At 72.6% G+C, this 19,027-nt stretch carries 16 protein-coding genes; all 16 read right to left on the bottom strand.

From position 1 onward, the window contains the following. The 16 genes from nuoN to NXY84_RS04885 all read right to left on the bottom strand — a co-directional run bounded on the left by nuoN (position 1) and on the right by NXY84_RS04885 (position 18,992). Entirely contained in the window at positions 1–1,815 is a 1,815-nt protein-coding gene (gene nuoN, locus NXY84_RS04960; RefSeq protein WP_258726045.1) for an NADH-quinone oxidoreductase subunit NuoN, read from the bottom strand. Next, entirely contained in the window at positions 1,812–3,356 is a 1,545-nt protein-coding gene (locus NXY84_RS04955; RefSeq protein WP_258726044.1) for an NADH-quinone oxidoreductase subunit M, read from the bottom strand. Before NXY84_RS04955 ends, nuoN begins: the two co-directional genes overlap by 4 nt. Positions 3,357–3,371: 15 nt before the next feature. Beyond that, complete coding sequence (gene nuoL, locus NXY84_RS04950) at positions 3,372–5,276, bottom strand: NADH-quinone oxidoreductase subunit L (RefSeq protein ID WP_258727121.1); 1,905 nt, start codon at positions 5,274–5,276, stop codon at positions 3,372–3,374. Positions 5,277–5,379: 103 nt separating this feature from the next. Next, positions 5,380–5,679: an NADH-quinone oxidoreductase subunit NuoK gene (nuoK, locus tag NXY84_RS04945; protein WP_034634562.1), complete on the bottom strand. Its 300-nt coding sequence runs from the start codon at positions 5,677–5,679 to the stop codon at positions 5,380–5,382. After that, positions 5,676–6,584: an NADH-quinone oxidoreductase subunit J gene (locus NXY84_RS04940; protein WP_258726043.1), complete on the bottom strand. Its 909-nt coding sequence runs from the start codon at positions 6,582–6,584 to the stop codon at positions 5,676–5,678. The genes nuoK and NXY84_RS04940 overlap by 4 nt, the downstream gene beginning before the upstream one ends. Further along, a complete protein-coding gene (gene nuoI, locus NXY84_RS04935) occupies positions 6,581–7,363 on the bottom strand; it encodes an NADH-quinone oxidoreductase subunit NuoI (RefSeq protein WP_396126371.1) in 783 nt (260 codons plus the stop codon). The genes NXY84_RS04940 and nuoI overlap by 4 nt, the downstream gene beginning before the upstream one ends. Then, the gene (nuoH, locus tag NXY84_RS04930) at positions 7,356–8,741 is read right to left on the bottom strand and encodes an NADH-quinone oxidoreductase subunit NuoH (protein ID WP_258726042.1); all 1,386 of its coding nucleotides are present in this window, start codon (positions 8,739–8,741) and stop codon (positions 7,356–7,358) included. The genes nuoI and nuoH overlap by 8 nt, the downstream gene beginning before the upstream one ends. After that, the gene (locus tag NXY84_RS04925; protein ID WP_258726041.1) at positions 8,738–11,383 is read right to left on the bottom strand and encodes an NADH-quinone oxidoreductase subunit G; all 2,646 of its coding nucleotides are present in this window, start codon (positions 11,381–11,383) and stop codon (positions 8,738–8,740) included. The genes nuoH and NXY84_RS04925 overlap by 4 nt, the downstream gene beginning before the upstream one ends. Next, a complete protein-coding gene (nuoF, locus tag NXY84_RS04920) occupies positions 11,380–12,726 on the bottom strand; it encodes an NADH-quinone oxidoreductase subunit NuoF (protein ID WP_258726040.1) in 1,347 nt (448 codons plus the stop codon). Before nuoF ends, NXY84_RS04925 begins: the two co-directional genes overlap by 4 nt. Then, a complete protein-coding gene (gene nuoE, locus NXY84_RS04915) occupies positions 12,726–13,727 on the bottom strand; it encodes an NADH-quinone oxidoreductase subunit NuoE (RefSeq protein ID WP_258726039.1) in 1,002 nt (333 codons plus the stop codon). The genes nuoF and nuoE overlap by 1 nt, the downstream gene beginning before the upstream one ends. Then, positions 13,727–15,085: an NADH-quinone oxidoreductase subunit D gene (locus NXY84_RS04910; protein ID WP_258726038.1), complete on the bottom strand. Its 1,359-nt coding sequence runs from the start codon at positions 15,083–15,085 to the stop codon at positions 13,727–13,729. Before NXY84_RS04910 ends, nuoE begins: the two co-directional genes overlap by 1 nt. Further along, the gene (locus NXY84_RS04905) at positions 15,085–15,846 is read right to left on the bottom strand and encodes an NADH-quinone oxidoreductase subunit C (RefSeq protein ID WP_258726037.1); all 762 of its coding nucleotides are present in this window, start codon (positions 15,844–15,846) and stop codon (positions 15,085–15,087) included. Before NXY84_RS04905 ends, NXY84_RS04910 begins: the two co-directional genes overlap by 1 nt. Further along, a complete protein-coding gene (locus tag NXY84_RS04900) occupies positions 15,843–16,394 on the bottom strand; it encodes a NuoB/complex I 20 kDa subunit family protein (protein WP_258726036.1) in 552 nt (183 codons plus the stop codon). The genes NXY84_RS04905 and NXY84_RS04900 overlap by 4 nt, the downstream gene beginning before the upstream one ends. Before the next feature lie 12 nt (positions 16,395–16,406). Further along, positions 16,407–16,769: an NADH-quinone oxidoreductase subunit A gene (locus NXY84_RS04895; RefSeq protein WP_141371887.1), complete on the bottom strand. Its 363-nt coding sequence runs from the start codon at positions 16,767–16,769 to the stop codon at positions 16,407–16,409. Between the two features lie 40 nt (positions 16,770–16,809). Then, on the bottom strand, positions 16,810–18,102 hold the full coding sequence (locus NXY84_RS04890; RefSeq protein WP_258726035.1) for a geranylgeranyl reductase family protein: 1,293 nt from the start codon (positions 18,100–18,102) through the stop codon (positions 16,810–16,812). A gap of 197 nt (positions 18,103–18,299) precedes the next feature. After that, on the bottom strand, positions 18,300–18,992 hold the full coding sequence (locus NXY84_RS04885) for a demethylmenaquinone methyltransferase (protein WP_258726034.1): 693 nt from the start codon (positions 18,990–18,992) through the stop codon (positions 18,300–18,302). Between the last annotated feature and the right edge of the window lie 35 nt (positions 18,993–19,027).

The following is a 19,027-nucleotide window of genomic DNA, read 5'->3' as shown; positions in this document are numbered from 1 at the left end:
TCACGGGAGGAGTCTCGCGGCGTCGGCGACGACCTCGAGCACGGGCCCGGGCACGACCCCGAGGACGAGCGTGAGGACCGCGCAGATGGCGACGGCCACCGTCGTGAGGCCCTCGGAGGCCACGACCGTGGTGGTCGTCCGCGCCGCGTCGAGCGTGGCGGTGGCGGTGGCGCCCGTCATCGTCCCGGCCGCCTGCGTCCCGGCCGCCTGCGTGCCAGCCGCCTGCGTGCCCGTCGCCTCCGTGCCCGCGGTCGACGGGCCCGACGCGGGACCGGCCGCGGTGGCCCCCGCCGCCTCGGCGCCGCGCAGCTCGTCCCGCTCGCGCACGTCCGTCGCCGGGCTCGTGAAGAACATCAGCACGATGACCCGCACGTAGAAGAACGCCGCCGCGGCCGAGGCCAGCACGCCGACGACGGCGAGCACGGTCGCGCCGCCCCCCACCGCCGCGGAGAACACCGCGAACTTCCCCGTGAAGCCCGCGGTGAGCGGGATCCCGGCGAACGAGAGCAGGAACAGCGTGAACGTGCCCGCGAGCAGCGGGTTGGTGCGACCGAGACCGGCCCACTGCGACAGGTGCGTGGCCTCGCCGAGCACCGCGCCGCCCGCGCCGTCCGCCGCGTCGTCGAGGTCGTCCCCCGAGAGCGCCGGCGCACCCGCGGCCCCGGACCGCTCGCGCACGAGCGTGACGATCGCGAACGCGCCGATCGTCGCGGCGCCGTACGCGAGCAGGTAGAACAGCACCGACGCCAGACCCTCCTGGGTGAGCGCGATGATCCCGGTGAGCACGAAGCCCGCGTGCGCGATCGACGAGTACGCGAGCATGCGCTTCACGTCGGTCTGGAGCAGCGCCGCGACGGTGCCGACGACCATCGTGAGGATCGCGACCGCCCAGAGCGCGGGCGCGAGGTCCCACTGCAGGTCGGGCAGCACGACGTAGACGATCCGCACGAGCGCGCCGAACGCGGCGACCTTGGTGCACGCCGCCATGAACGCCGTGATCGGCGTCGGGGCGCCCTGGTACACGTCCGGCGTCCAGGCGTGGAACGGCACGGCCCCGACCTTGAAGAGCAGACCGACCAGGAGCATGACGGCGCCGGTCAGCAGCAGCGCGTCGAGGCCCACGACCGTGCCGGTGGCGGCCGCGATCTCCTCGTACCGGACCGAGCCCGCGAAGCCGTACAGCAGCGCGATGCCGAACAGCATCACCGCGGACGCGAACGAGCCGAGCAGGAAGTACTTCATCGCGGCCTCCTGGCTCAGGAGGCGGCGACGGCGCGCGAGCCCGCACAGCAGGTACAGCGGGAGCGAGAGCACCTCGAGCGCGACGAAGAGCGTGAGCAGGTCCCCGGTCGCCGGGAAGATCAGCATGCCGCCGGTCGCGAACAGCACGAGCGGGTAGACCTCGGTCTGCGTGAGGCCCTTGCGGCGCGCGGTCTCCTCGTAGTCGGACCCCGGGATCGCGGCGGCCTGCGGCGTGAACGCGTCCTCGCCGGTCTCCGTGCGGTCGGCGATCACGAGGATCGACAGGAGCGCGAACAGCGCGGTCGCGCCCTGGAGCACCAGCGTGGGGCCGTCCACGAGGAGCGAGCCGCCGAGCACGTCGACGCCGCCGCTCTCCTGGACGCCGTTCCACAGCGCGGCCACGGCGACGAGCGCCCCGGCCGTGGCGGCGAGCGAGAGCCCGAGCTGGATCGGCCGGCGCAGACGCTGCGGGGCGAAGGCCTCGACGAGCACGCCGACGACCGCGGCGCCGAGCACCACGATCACCGGCGCGAGCTGCGCCCAGTCGATCTCCGGCGCGGTGAAGGTGGTCACTTGTCGTTCCCCTCGTCCGTCGCGACCGCCGTGGTCGTGGTGGGCAGGTCACCGGCGCCGACCTGGTCGACGGTCGACACCGCGGGCTCGCGCACGAGGTCGAGCGCGGGCGCCGGGTAGAAGCCGAGCACGAGCATGAGCCCGATCAGCGGCGCGACGACCCAGCGCTCGCGCCCGCTGAGGTCCGGCGCGGTCGCTAGCTCGTCGCGCACGGGTCCGGTGAACACCCGCTGGTAGGTCAGCAGGACGTAGAGCGCCGCGAGCACCACGGCGACGACCGAGACGAGCGCCGCCGGCTCGCTCCGCGCGAACGTCCCGACGAGCACGAGGAACTCGCTGACGAACGTCGACAGGCCCGGCAGCGAGAGCGCCGAGAGGCCGACGACGAGGAACGTCCCGGCGAGCACGGGGGTGACCTTCTGCAGCCCGCCGAAGTCGGCGATCTGCTGCGAGCCGCGGCGCGCGACGAGGAAGCCGGCGAGCAGGAACAGCGCACCCGTCGAGAGCCCGTGGTTGACCATGTAGAACGACGAGCCCGAGACGGCCGTCGACGTGAACGCGAAGATCCCGAGCACGATGAACCCGAAGTGCGAGACCGACGTGTACGCGATGAGGCGCATGAGGTCCTTCTGCCCGATCGCGAGCAGCGCGCCGTAGAGGATCGAGACGACCGCGAGCACGATGACGACGGGCGCGGCCCACCGCGACGCGTCCGGGAACAGCGGCAGGCAGAGCGTGAGCATGCCGAACGTGCCGACCTTGTCGAGCACCCCGACGAGCAGGGTCGAGGTCCCGGCGGGCGCCTGCTCGGCCGCGTCGGGCAGCCACGTGTGCACCGGGAACATGGGTGCCTTGATCGCGAAGGCGACGAAGAACGCGGCGAACAGCCAGCGCTCGGTCGTCACCGGCAGCTCGAGGCCCGTGAGGTTGTCGACGAGGAAGCCGTCCGCGCCGCCCGGTCCCTGCAGGTACAGCGCGATCACGCCGACGAGCATGATCAGGCCGCCCGCGAGCGAGAACAGCAGGAACTTCACCGCCGCGTAGCGCCGGCGCGCCCCGCCGAACGCGCCGATCATGAAGTACACCGGGATGAGCATCGCCTCGAAGAGCACGTAGAACAGGAAGACGTCGCGCGCGGCGAACACCGCGACCATGAACGTCTCGAGCACGAGGACGAGCGCGAGGTAGTGCCGCAGCCGGTCGACGTCGCCGCCCTGCTCGCGCCACGCCGCCAGGATCACCAGCGGGACCAGGAGCACCGAGAGCAGCACGAGCGAGAGCCCGACGCCGTCGACCCCGACCGCGTAGCTCACGCCGAACGTCGGGATCCACGGCTGGATCTCGGTGAGCTGGTGCGTCGCGGAGTCGGCGGTGTCGAACGCGAGCAGCGCACCGACGCCGAGCAGCAGCTCGGCGAGCGCGAAGCCGAGCGCGACGAGCCGCACGTGGGTGCGGACGGAGGAGGGCAGGGCCCACACGACCGCGGCGCCGACGAGCGGCAGCACGATCAGGGCGGTCAGCCAGGGGAATCCGGATGCCATCGGTGGTGCTCTCCCTCAGATCCGGGGTGCCAGGACGGCGACGACGAGGACGACGAGACCGAGCGCCATCGTCGCGGCGTACGTGCGGGCGAAGCCCGTCTGCAGCCGGCGGACGGCGTCGCCGAGCCCGATGGTCAGGCGCCCGAGGCCCGAGAACGCGCCGTCGACGACCTGGCGGTCCCCGAAGACGAGCGAGCGGGTCAGGTGCTGCCCAGGCTCGACGAGGACGGCGTGGTTGACGGCGTCCTGGTACAGGTCGACGCGCGCCGCGCGCGTGAGCGGCGAGCCCGCGGGGGCGACGACAGGGACCGTCGAGGCCGCGTACTGGCGCCACGCGAGCACGACGCCGGCGACCACGACGACGAGCGTCAGCACGATGAGCAGCCACGGGGGCAGGACGGGCTCCTCGTGCTCGACGTGCCCGGTCACCGGCTCGAGCCACGACGCGAACCCGCCGCCGATCGACAGGAGCCCGCCGAGCGCGACCGAGCCGACCGCGAGCACGACCATCGGCACCGTCATGAGCTTCGGCGCCTCGTGCGGGTGCTGCGCGCTTCCGTCGGTCCGCGCGGTCCAGCGGCGCTCGCCCTCGAACGTCATGAAGAACAGCCGCGACATGTAGAACGCCGTGATCCCCGCGCCGAGCAGCGCGACGACGCCGAAGACCCACGCGCGCCACGGCGCCCCGTCGACCGGGACGAACGCGGCCTCGATGATCTTGTCCTTGCTCCAGAACCCGGAGAACGGCGGGATGCCCAGGATCGCGAGCCAGCCGGCCATGAACGTGAGCCACGTGATCTTCATGTACCGCGCGAGCCCGCCGAAGCGGCGCATGTCGACCTGGTCGTCCATGCCGTGCATGACCGAGCCGGCGCCGAGGAACATCCCGGCCTTGAAGAAGCCGTGCGTCACGAGGTGGAAGATCGCGAACGCGTACCCCACGGGGCCGAGCCCGGCGGCGAGCACCATGTAGCCGATCTGCGACATCGTCGACGCGGCGAGCGCCTTCTTGATGTCGTCCTTCGCGCAGCCGACGATCGCGCCGTACAGCAGCGTGATCGCGCCGACCACGGCGACGACGAGCTGCGCGTCGGGCGCGCCGTCGAACACCGGCGCGGAGCGGACGATGAGGTAGACGCCCGCGGTGACCATGGTCGCGGCGTGGATGAGCGCCGAGACCGGCGTCGGGCCGGCCATCGCGTCGCCGAGCCAGGACTGCAGCGGGAACTGCGCCGACTTGCCGCACGCGGCGAGCAGCAGCATGAGCCCGATCGCGGTGAGCGTCCCGGTGCTCGCGTCGGCCACGCCCTCGTGCACGGTCGCGAAGTCGACGCCGCCGAACGTCGCGAACATGAGCATGAGCGCGACGAGCAGGCCGATGTCGCCGATGCGGTTCGCGATGAACGCCTTCTTCGCAGCGACCGCGTACGGCGTGCGGTGGTTCCAGAAGCCGATGAGCAGGTAGGACGCGAGACCGACGCCCTCCCACCCGACGAACAGCAGCAGGTAGCTGTCGGCGAGCACGAGCACGAGCATCGCGGCGACGAACAGGTTGAGGTACGCGAAGAACCGGCGGCGGTCCGCGTCGTGCTCCATGTACGCGACCGAGTACACGTGGATGAGCGTGCCGACGAACGTCACGAGCAGCACGAACGTGAGCGACAGCGGGTCGAGCCGCAGCCCCGCGTCCAGGCTGAACGCGCCCGCGGGGAGCCACGTGAACAGGTGCAGGTCGCGCACCCGGTCCTCGGCGCCCTGAGCGAGCAGCGACACGAGCAGCCCGGCGCCGACGACGAACGCGCCGCCGGACGCGGCGACGCCGAGCCAGTGGCCCCACCGGTCGGCGCGGCGACCGAGCAGCAGCAGGACCGCGGCGCTCACGAGCGGCAGCGCGACCAGCAGCCACGCGCTGGTCTGCAGCGCGCCCTCGGCGGCGGTGGCGTGCGGGACGGCCGCGTGCGCCGCGTCGGCGGCGTCACGCAGGCGTGCGGGGGCGAGGAGCAGGGTGTGCACCGTCGTCCTCTCAGCTCTTCAGCAGGTTGACGTCGTCGACCGAGGCCGACCGGCGGGTACGGAAGATCGCCACGATGATCGCGAGCCCGACGACGACCTCCGCCGCGGCGACCACCATGACGAAGAACGCCATGACCTGGCCGGTCAGGTCGCCGTGGATCCGCGCGAACGTCACGAGCGCGAGGTTCGTCGCGTTGAGCATGAGCTCGATGCCCATGAACACGATGATCGCGTTGCGGCGCAGCAGGACCGTCGAGGCCCCGATCGCGAAGAGGATCGACGAGAGGACCAGGTAGTTGGTCAGGCTCACAGGGCTGTCTCCGTCCCGCGGTCGGTCGTGATCGGCGTCGCGGGGCCGCTCGTCATCCCCGGACCGGCAGCGGCGGGCAGCGGCCGGTCGCGGCGCGCGCCACCGCCGGAGCCGTCCTCCACGAGCGTGCCGGGGCTCGCCGCGAACCGCTCAGTCCCCGCCTCCTGGCCGCGGATGCGCAGCACGCGCGGGACCGAGATGTCGATCGGGTTGCCCTGCGGGTCGAGCGCGGGGACGTCCATCGCGTTGTGCCGCGCGTACACGCCGGGCGCGGGCAGCGGCGTGATGGTGCCACCGGCGGCGACGCGCGCGTCGGCCCGCTCCTTCTGGCCGACCTTGCGCACGAGGCGCTGGCGGTGCGTGAGCACGAGCGCGCCGAGCGCCGCGGTCACGAGCAGCGCGCCGACGACCTCGAACGCGAAGACGAACTCGCCGAACACGAGGCGCGCGACGCCCACCGGGTTCGTGTCGGCGTTCGCCGCCTCGAGCCCGCGCGCCGTCGGGTAGGTCACGCGCGTGACGACCCCGATCAGCATCACGGCGATCCCGGCGCCGGCGACCAGGCCGATCCAGCGCTGGCCGCGGATGGTCTCGACGAGCGAGTCGGACGCGTCGACGCCCACGAGCATGAGCACGAAGAGGAACAGCATCATGACCGCGCCCGTGTACACGACGACCTGGACGACGCCGAGGAACGGCGCCTCCTGCGCGACGTACAGGAACGCGAGCGAGATCATCACCGCGACGACCGCCATCGCGGCGTGCACGGCCTTGCGGGCGAACAGCAGCCCGAGCGCGGCGAGGACCATGATCGGCGCGAGGACCCAGAACAGGGCCGCCTCACCGCCCGAGGTCGTGCCGGCGTCGGTGATCGCGGCGGGCAGTGCCGCCGTGAGGTGGCTCATCGGGTCTCCTGCCCGGCAGTGCGCATGAGCGGCTCGTGGGGGGCGTGGCCCGCGGTCGGGTGGGCGTGCGTGCCGTCGCCCGCGCCGGGAGCGGCGGCGTCGCGGTCGCTCGGCCGGTGCAGCTCGACCCAGACCTTCTGCGCCTGCGTCGGGCCCGTGATCTCGCCGCGGTAGTAGGCGTCGTCGGTCGTGCCCTCGACCATGGGGTGCGGCGCCGGCAGCATGCCCTCGGCGAGCGGCGCGAGCAGGTCCTGCTTCTCGTAGATGAGGCCCTCGCGCGTCGGGCCCGCGAGCTCGTACTCGTTGGTCATCGTGAGCGCGCGCGTCGGGCACGCCTCGATGCACAGCCCGCAGAAGATGCAGCGCAGGTAGTTGATCTGGTAGACGCGGCCGTACCGCTCCCCCGGCGAGAACTGCGCGTCGGGCGCGTTGTCGGCGCCCTCGACGTAGATCGCGTCCGCCGGGCAGGCCCACGCGCACAGCTCGCAGCCGATGCACTTCTCGAGGCCGTCCGCGTACCGGTTGAGCTGGTGGCGGCCGTGGTACCGCGGCTTCGCGGGCACCTTCTCGAACGGGTACTGCTCGGTGACCGTCGGGCGGAACATGTTCGAGAACGTCACGCCGAACCCGCCGACGGGCGCGAGCATCTCGCTCAGGCCCGTGCGGGGCTCGATGAGCGGGGTGTAGCCCGCGGGCGCCGCAGCGCCCACCTCGCCGCCCTGCGGGCGGGCCGTCACGTCCTTCGACGCGTCCTTCGGGCCGTTCGTGGGGTCAGCCACCGTGCACCTCCTGGGTGACCTGGGGGGTCTCGGTCGGGGCCTGGGCCGCGGCGTCGCGGGCAGCCTGCGCGCGGCGCTGCTGGCGCGGCGAGGGCGGGAGCACCTGGCCGGGCAGCGGGGGCACCGGGAAGCCGCCCGCGAACGCGTCGAACTCCTCGGGCTCGCCGCGCTCGGGCGCCGGCTCGTCCTTCTTCTCGGGGATCAGGAACGAGACCAGCACCCCGGCCAGCACGACACCGGCGATCACGAACAGCGTCGTGCGCAGGTCGAGGCCGGAGAACTGGCGGACGCCCTGCACGACGGCGACGCACACGACCCAGCCGAGCGCGATCGGGATGAGCACCTTCCAGCCGATCTTCATGAACTGGTCGTAGCGGAAGCGCAGCACCGAGCCGCGGATCCACACGAACAGGAACATGAACATCCAGACCTTCGCGAGGAACCACAGGACGGGCCACCAGCCCTCGTTGAACATCCCGTCGTTGATCGCGGAGATCGGCCACGGCGCGCGCCAGCCGCCCAGGAACAGCGTCGTCGCGACCGCCGAGACGTTGAGCATGTTGATGTACTCCGCGAGGAAGAACCACGCGAACTTCATCGACGAGTACTCGGTCATGTACCCGGACACGAGCTCGCCCTCGGCCTCGGGGAGGTCGAACGGCAGGCGGTTGGTCTCGCCGACCATCGAGATCACGTAGATCACGAACGCGGGCAGCAGCGGCAGGAACCACCAGATCTGCGTCTGCGAGCTGACGATCTGCGACGTCGACATCGACCCCGCGATGATGAACACGCTGACCAGGGACAGGCCCATCGCGAGCTCGTAGGAGATGACCTGGGCCGTCGAGCGCACCGAGCCGAGCAGCGGGTACGTCGAGCCCGACGCCCAGCCGCCGAGCACGATGCCGTACACCCCGACGGACGCGCACGCGAGGATGTACAGCGTCGCGACCGGGAAGTCGGTGAGCTGCAGCGGCGTCACGATGCCGAAGAGGCTCACGGCCGGGCCGAACGGGATGACCGCGAACGTCAGGAGCGAGCAGAACACCGCGATCATCGGCGCGAGGATGTAGACGAGCTTGTCGGCCGCCTTGACGGTGATGTCCTCCTTGACCAGGAGCTTCATCGCGTCGGCGAGCGACTGGAGCAGGCCGAACGGGCCGTGCACGTTGGGCCCGGGGCGGACCTGCATGCGGGCGACGACCTTGCGCTCGAACCAGATCGCGACGAGGACGCTCGTCAGCAGGAAGACGATGATCGCGACCGCCTTGAGCAGCCAGATCCAGAAGTTGTCGTTGCTGAAGTCCGCGGCGGCCGCGGCCCCCACGCCCCCGCCGCCCTCGACGGCGGCGGGCAGCACCCCGGTGAGCAGGCTCATGCGAGCACCTCCGTGTGCGTCGTCGCGGCGTCGGTGCCGCCGGCCATCAGGTCCTGCGAGCCCGGCGCGAGCCGGACGCGCGAGCCGGGGCCCGCGCGCAGGGTGTCACGCACGAGGCTCCCGGGCGAGGCGGTCGGCAGCCAGACGACGTGGTCCGGCATGTCGGTGACGAGCGCAGGGAGCTGGATCGTGCCCGCGTCGGTCGAGACCGCGAGCAGCCCGCCGTCGACGACGCCGGCGCCCTCGGCGGTCGCCGCCGAGACGCGCGCGACCGGGCGCTTCGCGGTGCCGGCGAGGAACGCCTCGCCGTCCTGGAGCCGGCCGGCGTCGAGCAGCTGGTGCCACGTCGCGAGGACCGCGTCGCCGGGGGCGACCGACGGCGGCTCGGCGGCCTCGACCGACGGCTCCTCGACGCGCGCGCCGTCCCAGGCGCCGAGCTGGTCGATCTCGGCGTGCACCTGCGCGAGCGTGCGCAGCCCGAGGTCCGCGCCCAGCGCGTCCGCGAGCTGGTCGAGCACGCGGTGGTCGGCCATCGCGGTCGAGCTCAGCGCCTGCGGGAACGGGCGCGGGCGCCCCTCCCACGTGAGGAACGTGCCGGCCTTCTCGACGGGCGGCGCGACCGGCAGCACGACGTCCGCGAGCTCGGTCACCTCGGAGCGGCGGACCTCGAGCGAGACGAGGAACGGCACCGCGGCGAGCGCGGCCCGCGCCTTCGCGGGGTCCGGCAGGTCGCGCACGTCGACGCCGCCGACCACGAGCGCGCCGAGGCGGCCCTTGCGTGCGGCCTTGAGGATCTTCGCGGTCGAGCGGCCCGGCGCCTGCGGCAGGTGGTCGACGCCCCAGACGGCGGCGACGTCCACGCGGGCCGCGGCGTCGGCGACCGGGCGACCGCCCGGCAGGAGGCTCGGCAGCGCGCCGGCCTCGACGCCGCCACGCTCGCCCGCACGGCGCGGGACCCACGCGAGGCGGGCGCCGGTGCGCCGAGCGAGGCGCAGCGCGGCGGAGAGCCCGCCCTGCACGAGGCCCAGGCGCTCGCCGACGAGGATGACCGCACCGGGTGCGACCAGCGCCGCGGCGAGGTCCTGCAGCCGCACGTCGGGCGCGTCGGTGCCGACCGCGTCGAGCACCTCGGCCTCGGTGCCGGGGGCCGCCGCCAGCAGCGTCCCGTCGAGCCGCTCGAGCCCGCGGCTCGCGAGCGGGGCGATCGCGGAGACCTTCGTGGTGCCCGCGACGACGCCCTTGCGCAGGCGCAGGAACGTGATGCCGGCCTCCTCCTCGGCCTCGAGACCGACGAGCAGGACGCTGGGCGCCTTCTCGAGGTCCGCGAAGGTCACGGACATGCCCCGACCCGCGACGGCCGAGGCGAGGAACGCCTCCTCCTCCGCGGAGTGGGGGCGGGCGCGCAGGTCGACGTCGTTGGTGCCGAGCGTCACGCGGGCGAACTTGGCGTACGCGTAGGCGTCCTCGAGCGTCAGGCGCCCGCCCGGGAGCACCCCGACGCCGCGCGGGGCGTCGGTCGCGCCGGAGGACGCCAGCGCCGCCTGCAGGCCCGCCGCCGCGACGTCGAGCGCCTCGGCCCAGCTCGCGGACCGCAGCTCGCCGGTCTCCTCGTCCCGCACGAGCGGGGTCGTCAGGCGGTCCGGCGCCGACTGCCACGTGAACGCGAAGCGGTCCTTGTCGGTGATCCACTCCTCGTTGACCGCGGGGTCCTCGCCCGCGAGGCGGCGCAGGACGACGCCCCGGCGGTGGTCGACCCGGATCGCCGAGCCGCACGAGTCGTGCTCGGAGATCCCGGGGGTCGACACGAGGTCGAACGGGCGGGAGCGGAACCGGTACGTCGCGCTCGTGAGCGCCCCGACCGGGCAGATCTGGATCGTGTTGCCCGAGAAGTACGACGCGAACGGCCGCCCCGACTCGTCCTCGAGCGCCGTGCCGACCGGTCCCTCGCCCACGAAGCCGAGCACGCCGGTGTCGAAGCGCCCGATCTGCTGCATCGCGCCGCGCTTCTGCAGGTCGATGAAGGCGTCGCCCGCGATCTCCTTGGAGAACCGCGTGCAGCGCTGGCACAGGATGCAGCGCTCACGGTCGAGCAGGACCTGCGTCGAGATCGCGATGGGCTTGGGGAACGTGCGCTTGATGTCGACGAAGCGCGACGTGGCGCGGCCGTTGCTCATCGCCTGGTTCTGCAGCGGGCACTCGCCGCCCTTGTCGCACACCGGGCAGTCGAGCGGGTGGTTGATGAGCAGGAGCTCCATGACGCCGTGCTGCGCCTTGTCGGCCTCGGCCGAGGTGAGCTGCGTCTTGACCTGCATCCCGGGCGTCGCCTCGAGCGTGCACGAGGCCTGGGGCTTGGGCATCTTCGCGAGGTTGCCGTCGCGCCCCGGGGCCCACACCTCGACGAGGCACTGCCGGCACGCGCCGGCCGGGGCCAGGAGCGGGTGGTCGCAGAACCGCGGGATCTGGACGCCGATCTGCTCGGCTGCGCGGATCACGAGGGTGCCCTTGGGGACCGCGACCTCGACGTCGTCGATCGTGAACGTCACCGCGTCGGGACCCTTCGGCGCCTGGGCGTCGTTGCCCGGCGACGACGGCCCGGCGCTCGGCGAACCGGGCGTGGCGGGCTTGCCTGTCGTGATGGTCATGCGTGGACCCCCGCGAGCTGCCCCGCGCCGCGGCGCGGGGTGTAGGTGAACAGCGCGCTGCGCTCGGGCGGGAACAGGACGTCGGCGGGCGTGTGCGTGCCCGCCTCGAACTCCTCCCGGAAGTACTGGATGGCCGACGTGATCGGGCTCGTCGCGCCGTCGCCGAGCGCGCAGAACGAGCGCCCGAGGATGTTGTCGCACAGGTCGAGGAGGAGGTCGATGTCCTCGCTCGTGCCCTGGCCGGCCTCAAGGCGCTGGAGGACCTGCGCGAGCCAGAACGTGCCCTCGCGGCACGGCGTGCACTTGCCGCACGACTCGTGCTTGTAGAACTCGGTCCACCGGGTCACGGCGCGGACGACCGACGTCGTCTCGTCGAAGATCTGCAGCGCGCGCGTGCCGAGCATCGACCCGGCCTTCTGGACCGACTCGTAGTCGAGCGGGATGTCGAGGTGCTCCGCGGTGAAGATCGGGGTCGACGAGCCGCCGGGCGTCCAGAACTTGAGCTCGTGGCCCTCGCGGACGCCGCCGGCCATGTCGAGGAGCTCGCGCAGCGTGATGCCGAGCGGCGCCTCGTACTGCCCGGGCCGGGTCACGTGGCCCGAGAGCGAGAACAGCCCGTGCCCCGCCGACTTCTCGGTGCCCATGCTCGTGAACCAGCCGGCGCCGCCGCGCAGGATCCCGGGGACCGACGCGATCGTCTCGACGTTGTTCACGACCGTCGGGCGCGCGTACAGGCCCGCGACCGCGGGGAACGGCGGCTTGAGGCGCGGCTGGCCGCGCAGGCCCTCGAGCGAGTCGAGCAGCGCCGTCTCCTCGCCGCAGATGTAGGCGCCCGCGCCGGCGTGGACGGTGACGTCGAGGTCGTAGCCGGAGCCGAGCACGTCCTTGCCGAGGAAGCCCGCGGCGTACGCCTCCTCGACCGCGCGCAGCAGGCGGCGGTACACGTGCAGCACCTCGCCGCGCACGTAGATGAAGGCGTGGTTGCAGCCGATCGCGTACGACGTGATCGCGACGCCCTCGACGAGGTGCTGCGGGCTCGCCAGCATGAGCGGGATGTCCTTGCAGGTCCCCGGCTCGGACTCGTCGGCGTTGACGACGAGGTAGCGCGGGCCGCCGTCGGGCGGGGGCAGGAAGCCCCACTTCATGCCCGACGGGAACCCGGCGCCGCCGCGGCCCCGCAGGCCCGAGTCCTTGACGGTCGTGACGACCGTCGCGGGGTCCTGCCTCAGGGCGGCGCGCAGGCCCTCGTAGCCGCCGTGCGCGAGGTACGTCTTCAGGGTCCACGAGCGGTCCGCGTCCCAGATGTCGCTCAGGACCGGCGCGAGGGTGGTCGGCTCGCTCATCAGGACTCCTTGGCCTGCTCGGACTGCTGCTTCTTGTCCTGCGCGGCCGTGGAGGAGTCCGCCGGACCCTCCGGGCTGCGCTGCGCGCTCGACTGCTCGGCGCCGACCTCGGGCGTGCCCGCGGCCTTCGCGGCCTCGGGCGCCGTGCGCGTGGCCGGTGCGCCCGCAGCGGTGCGGGTGCGCGGCGTCGTCCCCGCCGGGCGCTTCGCACGCGGCTTCGGCTCCGGCTCCGCGGTGCCGGGCGTCGCGTCGGGCTGCTTGCCGGCGGTGCCGTCGGTGCCGGTGCCGCTCTCGCCCGGGAACGCCGGCGCCGTCCAGCCCCTCTCGCGGGCCAGGCGCGTGCCGCGCACGGTCGCCTCCCCCGCACCGACGCCCTCGTCGGCCCGGCCGTCCGGGAAGCCCGCGAGCACGCGGGACATCGCCTTGAACGAGCAGACGCTCGACGCGCCGCGCGTCGGGGCGACCGGCTCGCCGGACCGCAGCCGGTCGACGGTCTCGACCGCGGTCGCCGGGGTCTGGTTGTCGAAGAACTCCCAGTTGACCATCACGACCGGCGCGTAGTCGCACGCCGCGTTGCACTCGATGCGCTCGAGCGTGACCTTGCCGTCCGGGGTCGTCTCGTCGTGCCCGACCTCGAGGTGCTCCGAGAGCTCCTCCCAGATCGCGTCCCCGCCCATGACGGCGCAGAGCGTGTTGGTGCAGACCCCGACCGTGTACTCGCCGTTGGGCCGGCGCTTGTACTGCGAGTAGAACGTCGCGACGGCGGAGACCTCGGCGGTCGTGAGGCTCAGCACCTGCCCGCAGAACGCGATGCCCGCGGGCGAGACGTAGCCGTCCTCGCTCTGCACGAGGTGCAGCATCGGCAGCAGCGCCGAACGGGCCTGCGGGTAGCGGGCGACGATCTGCGCGGCGTCGGCGGCGAGGCGGGCGAACGTCGCCTCGTCGTAGGCGGTCGGCCGGTGCGCGCCGGCGGGCGCGTGCGTGCTGTTCTCGACGGACATCAGCGGTCCACCCCTCCCAGAACGGGGTCGAGCGAGGCCACGGCGACGACGACGTCGGCGACCTGGCCGCCCTCGCACATGAGCGAGACGGCCTGCAGGTTGGTGAACGAGGGGTCCCGGAAGTGCGCGCGGTAGGGCTTGGTGCCGCCGTCCGAGACGAGGTGGACGCCGAGCTCGCCGCGAGGCTGCTCGACCGTCTGGAAGACCTGCCCGGCCGGGACGCGGAAGCCCTCGGTCACGAGCTTGAAGTGGTGGATCAGGGCCTCCATCGAGGTGCCCATGATCTCCCGGATGTGGTCCAGCGAGTTGCCCATGCCGTCCGAGCCGATCGCGAGCTGCGCGGGCCAGGCGACCTTCTTGTCGGCGACCATGACGGGCCCCGGGCCGATCGCCTGGAGGCGGTCGAGCGTCTGCTCGACGATCCGCATCGACTGGTAGCACTCCTCCATGCGCAGGACCACGCGCGACCAGGAGTCGGCCTCGGTCGACGTCGGGACCTCGAAGTCGTACGTCTCGTAGCCGCAGTACGGGTTCGCCTTGCGCACGTCGTACGGCAGGCCCGCGGAGCGGAGCACGGGGCCGGTCACGCCGAGCGCCATGCAGCCCGCGAGGTTGAGGTACCCGACGCCCTTGAGGCGTGCCTGCAGGATCGGGTTGGCCAGCATGAGGTCCTCGAGCTGGCGGAAGTAGTGCCGCATCGTCACGAGCGACTCGCGGACCGTGTCGAGCGCCCCCGGCGGGATGTCCTGCGCGACGCCGCCCGGGCGGATGTACGCGTGGTTCATCCGCAGGCCCGTGATGAGCTCGAAGATCTTGAGGACCTCCTCGCGCGCCGTGAAGCCGACCGTCATGATCGTCGTCGCGCCGAGCTCGTTGCCGCCGGTCGCGAGGCACACGAGGTGCGACGAGATCCGGTTGAGCTCCATCATCAGGACCCGGATGACCGTGGCCCGCTCGGGGACGTCGTCGGTGATGCCGAGCAGCTTCTCGACGGCCAGGCAGTACGCGGCCTCCTGGAACAGCGGGGCCACGTAGTCCATGCGCGTGCAGAACGTGGGTCCCTGCGACCAGGTCCGGAACTCCATGTTCTTCTCGATGCCGGTGTGCAGGTAGCCGATGCCGGCCCGCGCCTCGGTGATGGTCTCGCCGTCGATCTCGAGCATGAGCCGGAGCACGCCGTGCGTCGACGGGTGCTGGGGCCCCATGTTGACGACGATGCGCTCCTCGCCGAGGCGGGCGGCCTCCTCGGCGATGTCGGACCAGTCGCCGCCGTTCGCCTCGAACGACGGGATGCCCGTCGTGTCGTCGTCGACGACGTTGCCCGTGGCGCGGGGCTGGGAAGGGGTGTGGGTGGACATCAGCTGTACGACCTCCGCTGGTCCGGGGGCGGCACGCTCGCGCCCTTGTACTCGACCGGGATCCCGCCGAGGGGGTAGTCCTTGCGCTGCGGGTGGCCGGGCCAGTCGTCCGGCATCTCGATGCGCGCGAGCGCGGGGTGACCGTCGAAGACGATCCCGAAGAAGTCCCACGTCTCGCGCTCGTGCCAGTCGTGCGTCGGGTACACCGACACGGTCGACGGGATGTGCGGGTCGGCGTCGGCCACCGCGACCTCGAGGCGGATCCGGCGGCTGTGCGTGATCGACACGAGGTGGTAGACCGCGTGCAGCTCGCGGCCCGTCTCGTGCGGGTAGTGCACGCCCGAGACCCCGAGGCTCAGCTCGAAGCGCAGGTCCTGGTCGTCGCGGAGCGCCTGGGCCACCTCGGGGAGGTGCTGGCGCGCGACGTGCAGCGTGAGCTCGTCGCGGTCCACGACCACGTACTCGACCGCGTTCGTGAAGCCGGTGCCGGACTCGTCGAGGATCTCCGCGAGCACGTCGACGACCTCGTCGAACCAGCCGCCGTACGGACGCTCGCTCGGGCCCGGGAGCGCGACGGGCAGCACGAGACCGCCGAACCCGGACGTGTCGCCCGTGCCCTTGACGCCGAACATGCCCTGGCGGACGTCGACGACCTCGAGCGTCGCACGGTCGGGCGGCAGCGGGTGCTGGGCGACCTTCTCGATCGCGTCGCCGAGCTTGCCCGGGTCGCCGGTGGTGCCCGCGGGGGTCGCGTCGCTCATGCCAGCAGCCCCTTCATGTGCGACGTCGGCGTCGCCTCGAGCGCGGCGGCCTCGGCGGCGGCCGCGGCCTCGCGGCGGTTCACGCCGAGCGGCGCGTTCTGGATCTGGTCGTGCAGCGCGAGGATCGCGTTGATCAGCATCTCGGGGCGCGGCGGGCAGCCGGGCAGGTAGATGTCGACCGGCACGACGTGGTCGACGCCCTGGACGATCGCGTAGTTGTTGAACATGCCGCCCGACGACGCGCACACGCCCATCGACAGGACCCACTTGGGCTCGGGCATCTGGTCGTAGACCTGACGCACGACGGGCGCCATCTTCTGGCTCACGCGGCCCGCGACGATCATGAGGTCGGCCTGGCGCGGCGACGCGCGGAAGACCTCCATGCCGAAGCGGGAGATGTCGTAGCGCGGGGTCCCGGTCGCCATCATCTCGATCGCGCAGCACGCGAGACCGAACGTGACGGGCCAGAGCGACCCCTTGCGGAAGTACCCGACGAGGTTCTCGACCGTCGTCAGCAGGAATCCGGACGGTGCCTCTTCGATGCCCATGTCAGCTCACCCTCAGTCCCACTCGAACCCGCCGCGGCGCCACTCGTACACGAACGGCACCGTGATCAGGACGAGGAATCCCATCATCGCGACGAGCCCGAAGGTCGCGAGCTCCGTGAAGTTGACCGCCCAGGGGTAGAGGAACACCACCTCGATGTCGAAGATGATGAACGTCATGGCCACCAGGTAGTACTTGATCGGGAACCGGCCGCCGCCGATCGCGTGCGGGGTCGGCTCGATGCCGCACTCGTACGCCTCGAGCTTGGCGCGGTTGTAGCGCTTGGGGCCGAGGATCACGCTGGCCCCGACGCCGCCGAGCGCGAGCACGGCGGCGATGCCCATCATCACGAGGAGCGGCGCGTACGGGTTGTTCATCGGTGTGCCCTCCCGGTGGGCGGCATCGTGGTGGTGGAGGTCATGCTGCGGGCGCCAGTCGGGTGAGGCCCGAGATGACGCGGTCGACCATGTCGCCGCCGCGCGGCTCGTAGCAGTCCGCGAGGAGCTTGAGCGTGAACCGCATGAGCAGCGGGCGCGGGAGGCCGTAGCGCGTGCAGATCCGCATGATCTGCGGGTTCTCGATGAGCCGGACGAAGACGCGGCCCAGCGTGTAGTACCCGCCGAGCTCGTCCTTCATGCGGGTCTGGTACGTCGCGAGCGCGCGCTCCCGGCCCGCGGCGGACCCGCGCGCGGCGGCCTGCACCGCGGCGTCGGCGGCGATCCGCCCGGCCTGCAGCCCGTACGCGATGCCCTCGCCGTTGTACGGGCTCACCATGCCGGCCGAGTCGCCCACGAGCATGAGCCCGTTGCCGTAGAGCGGCCCGCGGTTGAAGCCCATCGGCAGCGCCGCGCCGCGCACGGGCGCGAGCTGGTTCTCGGGCGTGAAGCCCCACTCCTCCGGGGCGTTCGCCATCCACTTCGCGAACAGGTCCTTGTAGTCGACCTTCGTCGCGGCGGCCGTCGAGGCGACGCTGCCCAGGCCGACGTTCGCCGTGCCGTCGCCGAGCGAGAAGATCCAGCCGTAGCCCGGCATGAGGTTCGAGCGCCCGGGGGCGCCGTCCCACAGCTCGAGGTGGCTCTCCATCCACGAGTCGTCGTGGCGGGGGGTGCGGAAGTAGGTGCGGACCGCGACGCCCATCGGGCGGTCCATGCGCTTCTCGAGGCCGAGCGACGTCGCGAGCCGGGCGGAGACGCCGTCGGCGGCGATGACGACGGGCGCGCGGTAGGTGACCTCCTCGCCCGCGCGGCGCCCCGCGTCGTCGACCGGGCGCGCGGTCACGCCGACGACCCGGCCGGTGCGCTCGTCGAGCACGGGTCCCGTGACGTTGGTGCGCTCGAGGAGCTTGGCGCCGGCGGCGCGCGCGTGGTCGGCGAGCAGGTGGTCGAGGCTCATCCGGCTGCGCGCGAGGCCGTAGGACGGGTAGCTCGACAGCTCGGGCCACGGCAGCTCGAGGCGGTGCCCACCCCCGACGACGCGCAGGCCCCGGTTGCGGATCCAGCCCTGGTCCTCGCGCAGGGGGACCCCCATCGCGGCGAGCTCGGCGACCGCGCGCGGGGTCAGCCCGTCGCCGCAGATCTTGTCCCGCGGGAACGCGGCCTTCTCGAGCAGGAGGACCGACAGACCCGCGGACGCGCAGTAGTACGCGGCGCTGGACCCGGCGGGTCCAGCACCCACGACGATGACGTCAGCGTCATCGTGCCCTGCGTTCATGACGGTCTCGCCTCACTTGTGAAGACGTTCACACACGACTTCCAGCGAGTGTAACCGCGGTCACAGAGCGTGTCTTGGAAGGGTTGCCTCACCTCCCGGCGCACCGCTCCTGCACGCCCCGCGCACGGCTCGTGCACGACCTCCGCACGCGCGCGCCGGGCACCCCTGAGCGGCCACGGCGGGCGCGCGGAGGGTGGTCAGGGACGCGTCGCGCGGTGCAGGGCGACGACCCCGCCGGTGAGGTTGCGGTAGGCGACGCGGTCCCAGCCGGCCCGGCGCAGCGTGCGCCCGAGCGCCTTCTGGTCGGGCCACGCGCGGATCGACTCCGCGAGGTAGACGTACGCGTCCGGCTCCTTCGACACCGTGCGCGCGACCGGCGGCAGGGCCCGCATGAGGTACTCGGTGTAGACGGTGCGGAACGGCTTGAGCGTCGGCGTCGAGAACTCGCACACGACGAGCCGCCCGCCCGGGCGCGTGACGCGCAGCATCTCCGCGAGCGCGCCCTCGGTGTCCACGACGTTGCGCAGCCCGAACGAGATCGTCACGGCGTCGAACGACGCGTCGGCGAACGGCAGCTGCGTCGCGTTGCCGGCCACGAAGCCGAGGTCCGGGCGGCGGCGCTTGCCGACCGAGAGCATCCCGAGGGACAGGTCGCACGGGACCACGCGCACGCCCGCGTCCGCGAGCGGCTCGCTCGAGGTGCCCGTGCCCGCGGCGAGGTCCAGGACGGTCTCCCCCGGCCGGGCCGCGAGCGCCGCGAGGGTGGCCCGGCGCCAGGCCCGGTCCTGCCCGAGCGAGATGACGTCGTTCGTCAGGTCGTAGCGGCGCGCGACGGCGTCGAACATCGTCGCGACGTCGCGGGGGTCCTTGTCGAGGCTGGCGCGGGGCATGTGGCCATCGTCTCAGGAGATCCACATGCTGCGGA

It is taken from the genome of Cellulomonas sp. NS3 (genome assembly GCF_024757985.1).
In the GTDB taxonomy this organism is placed as follows: Bacteria; Actinomycetota; Actinomycetes; order Actinomycetales; family Cellulomonadaceae; genus Cellulomonas_A.
This window is presented reverse-complemented; position numbering and strand designations above follow the sequence as displayed.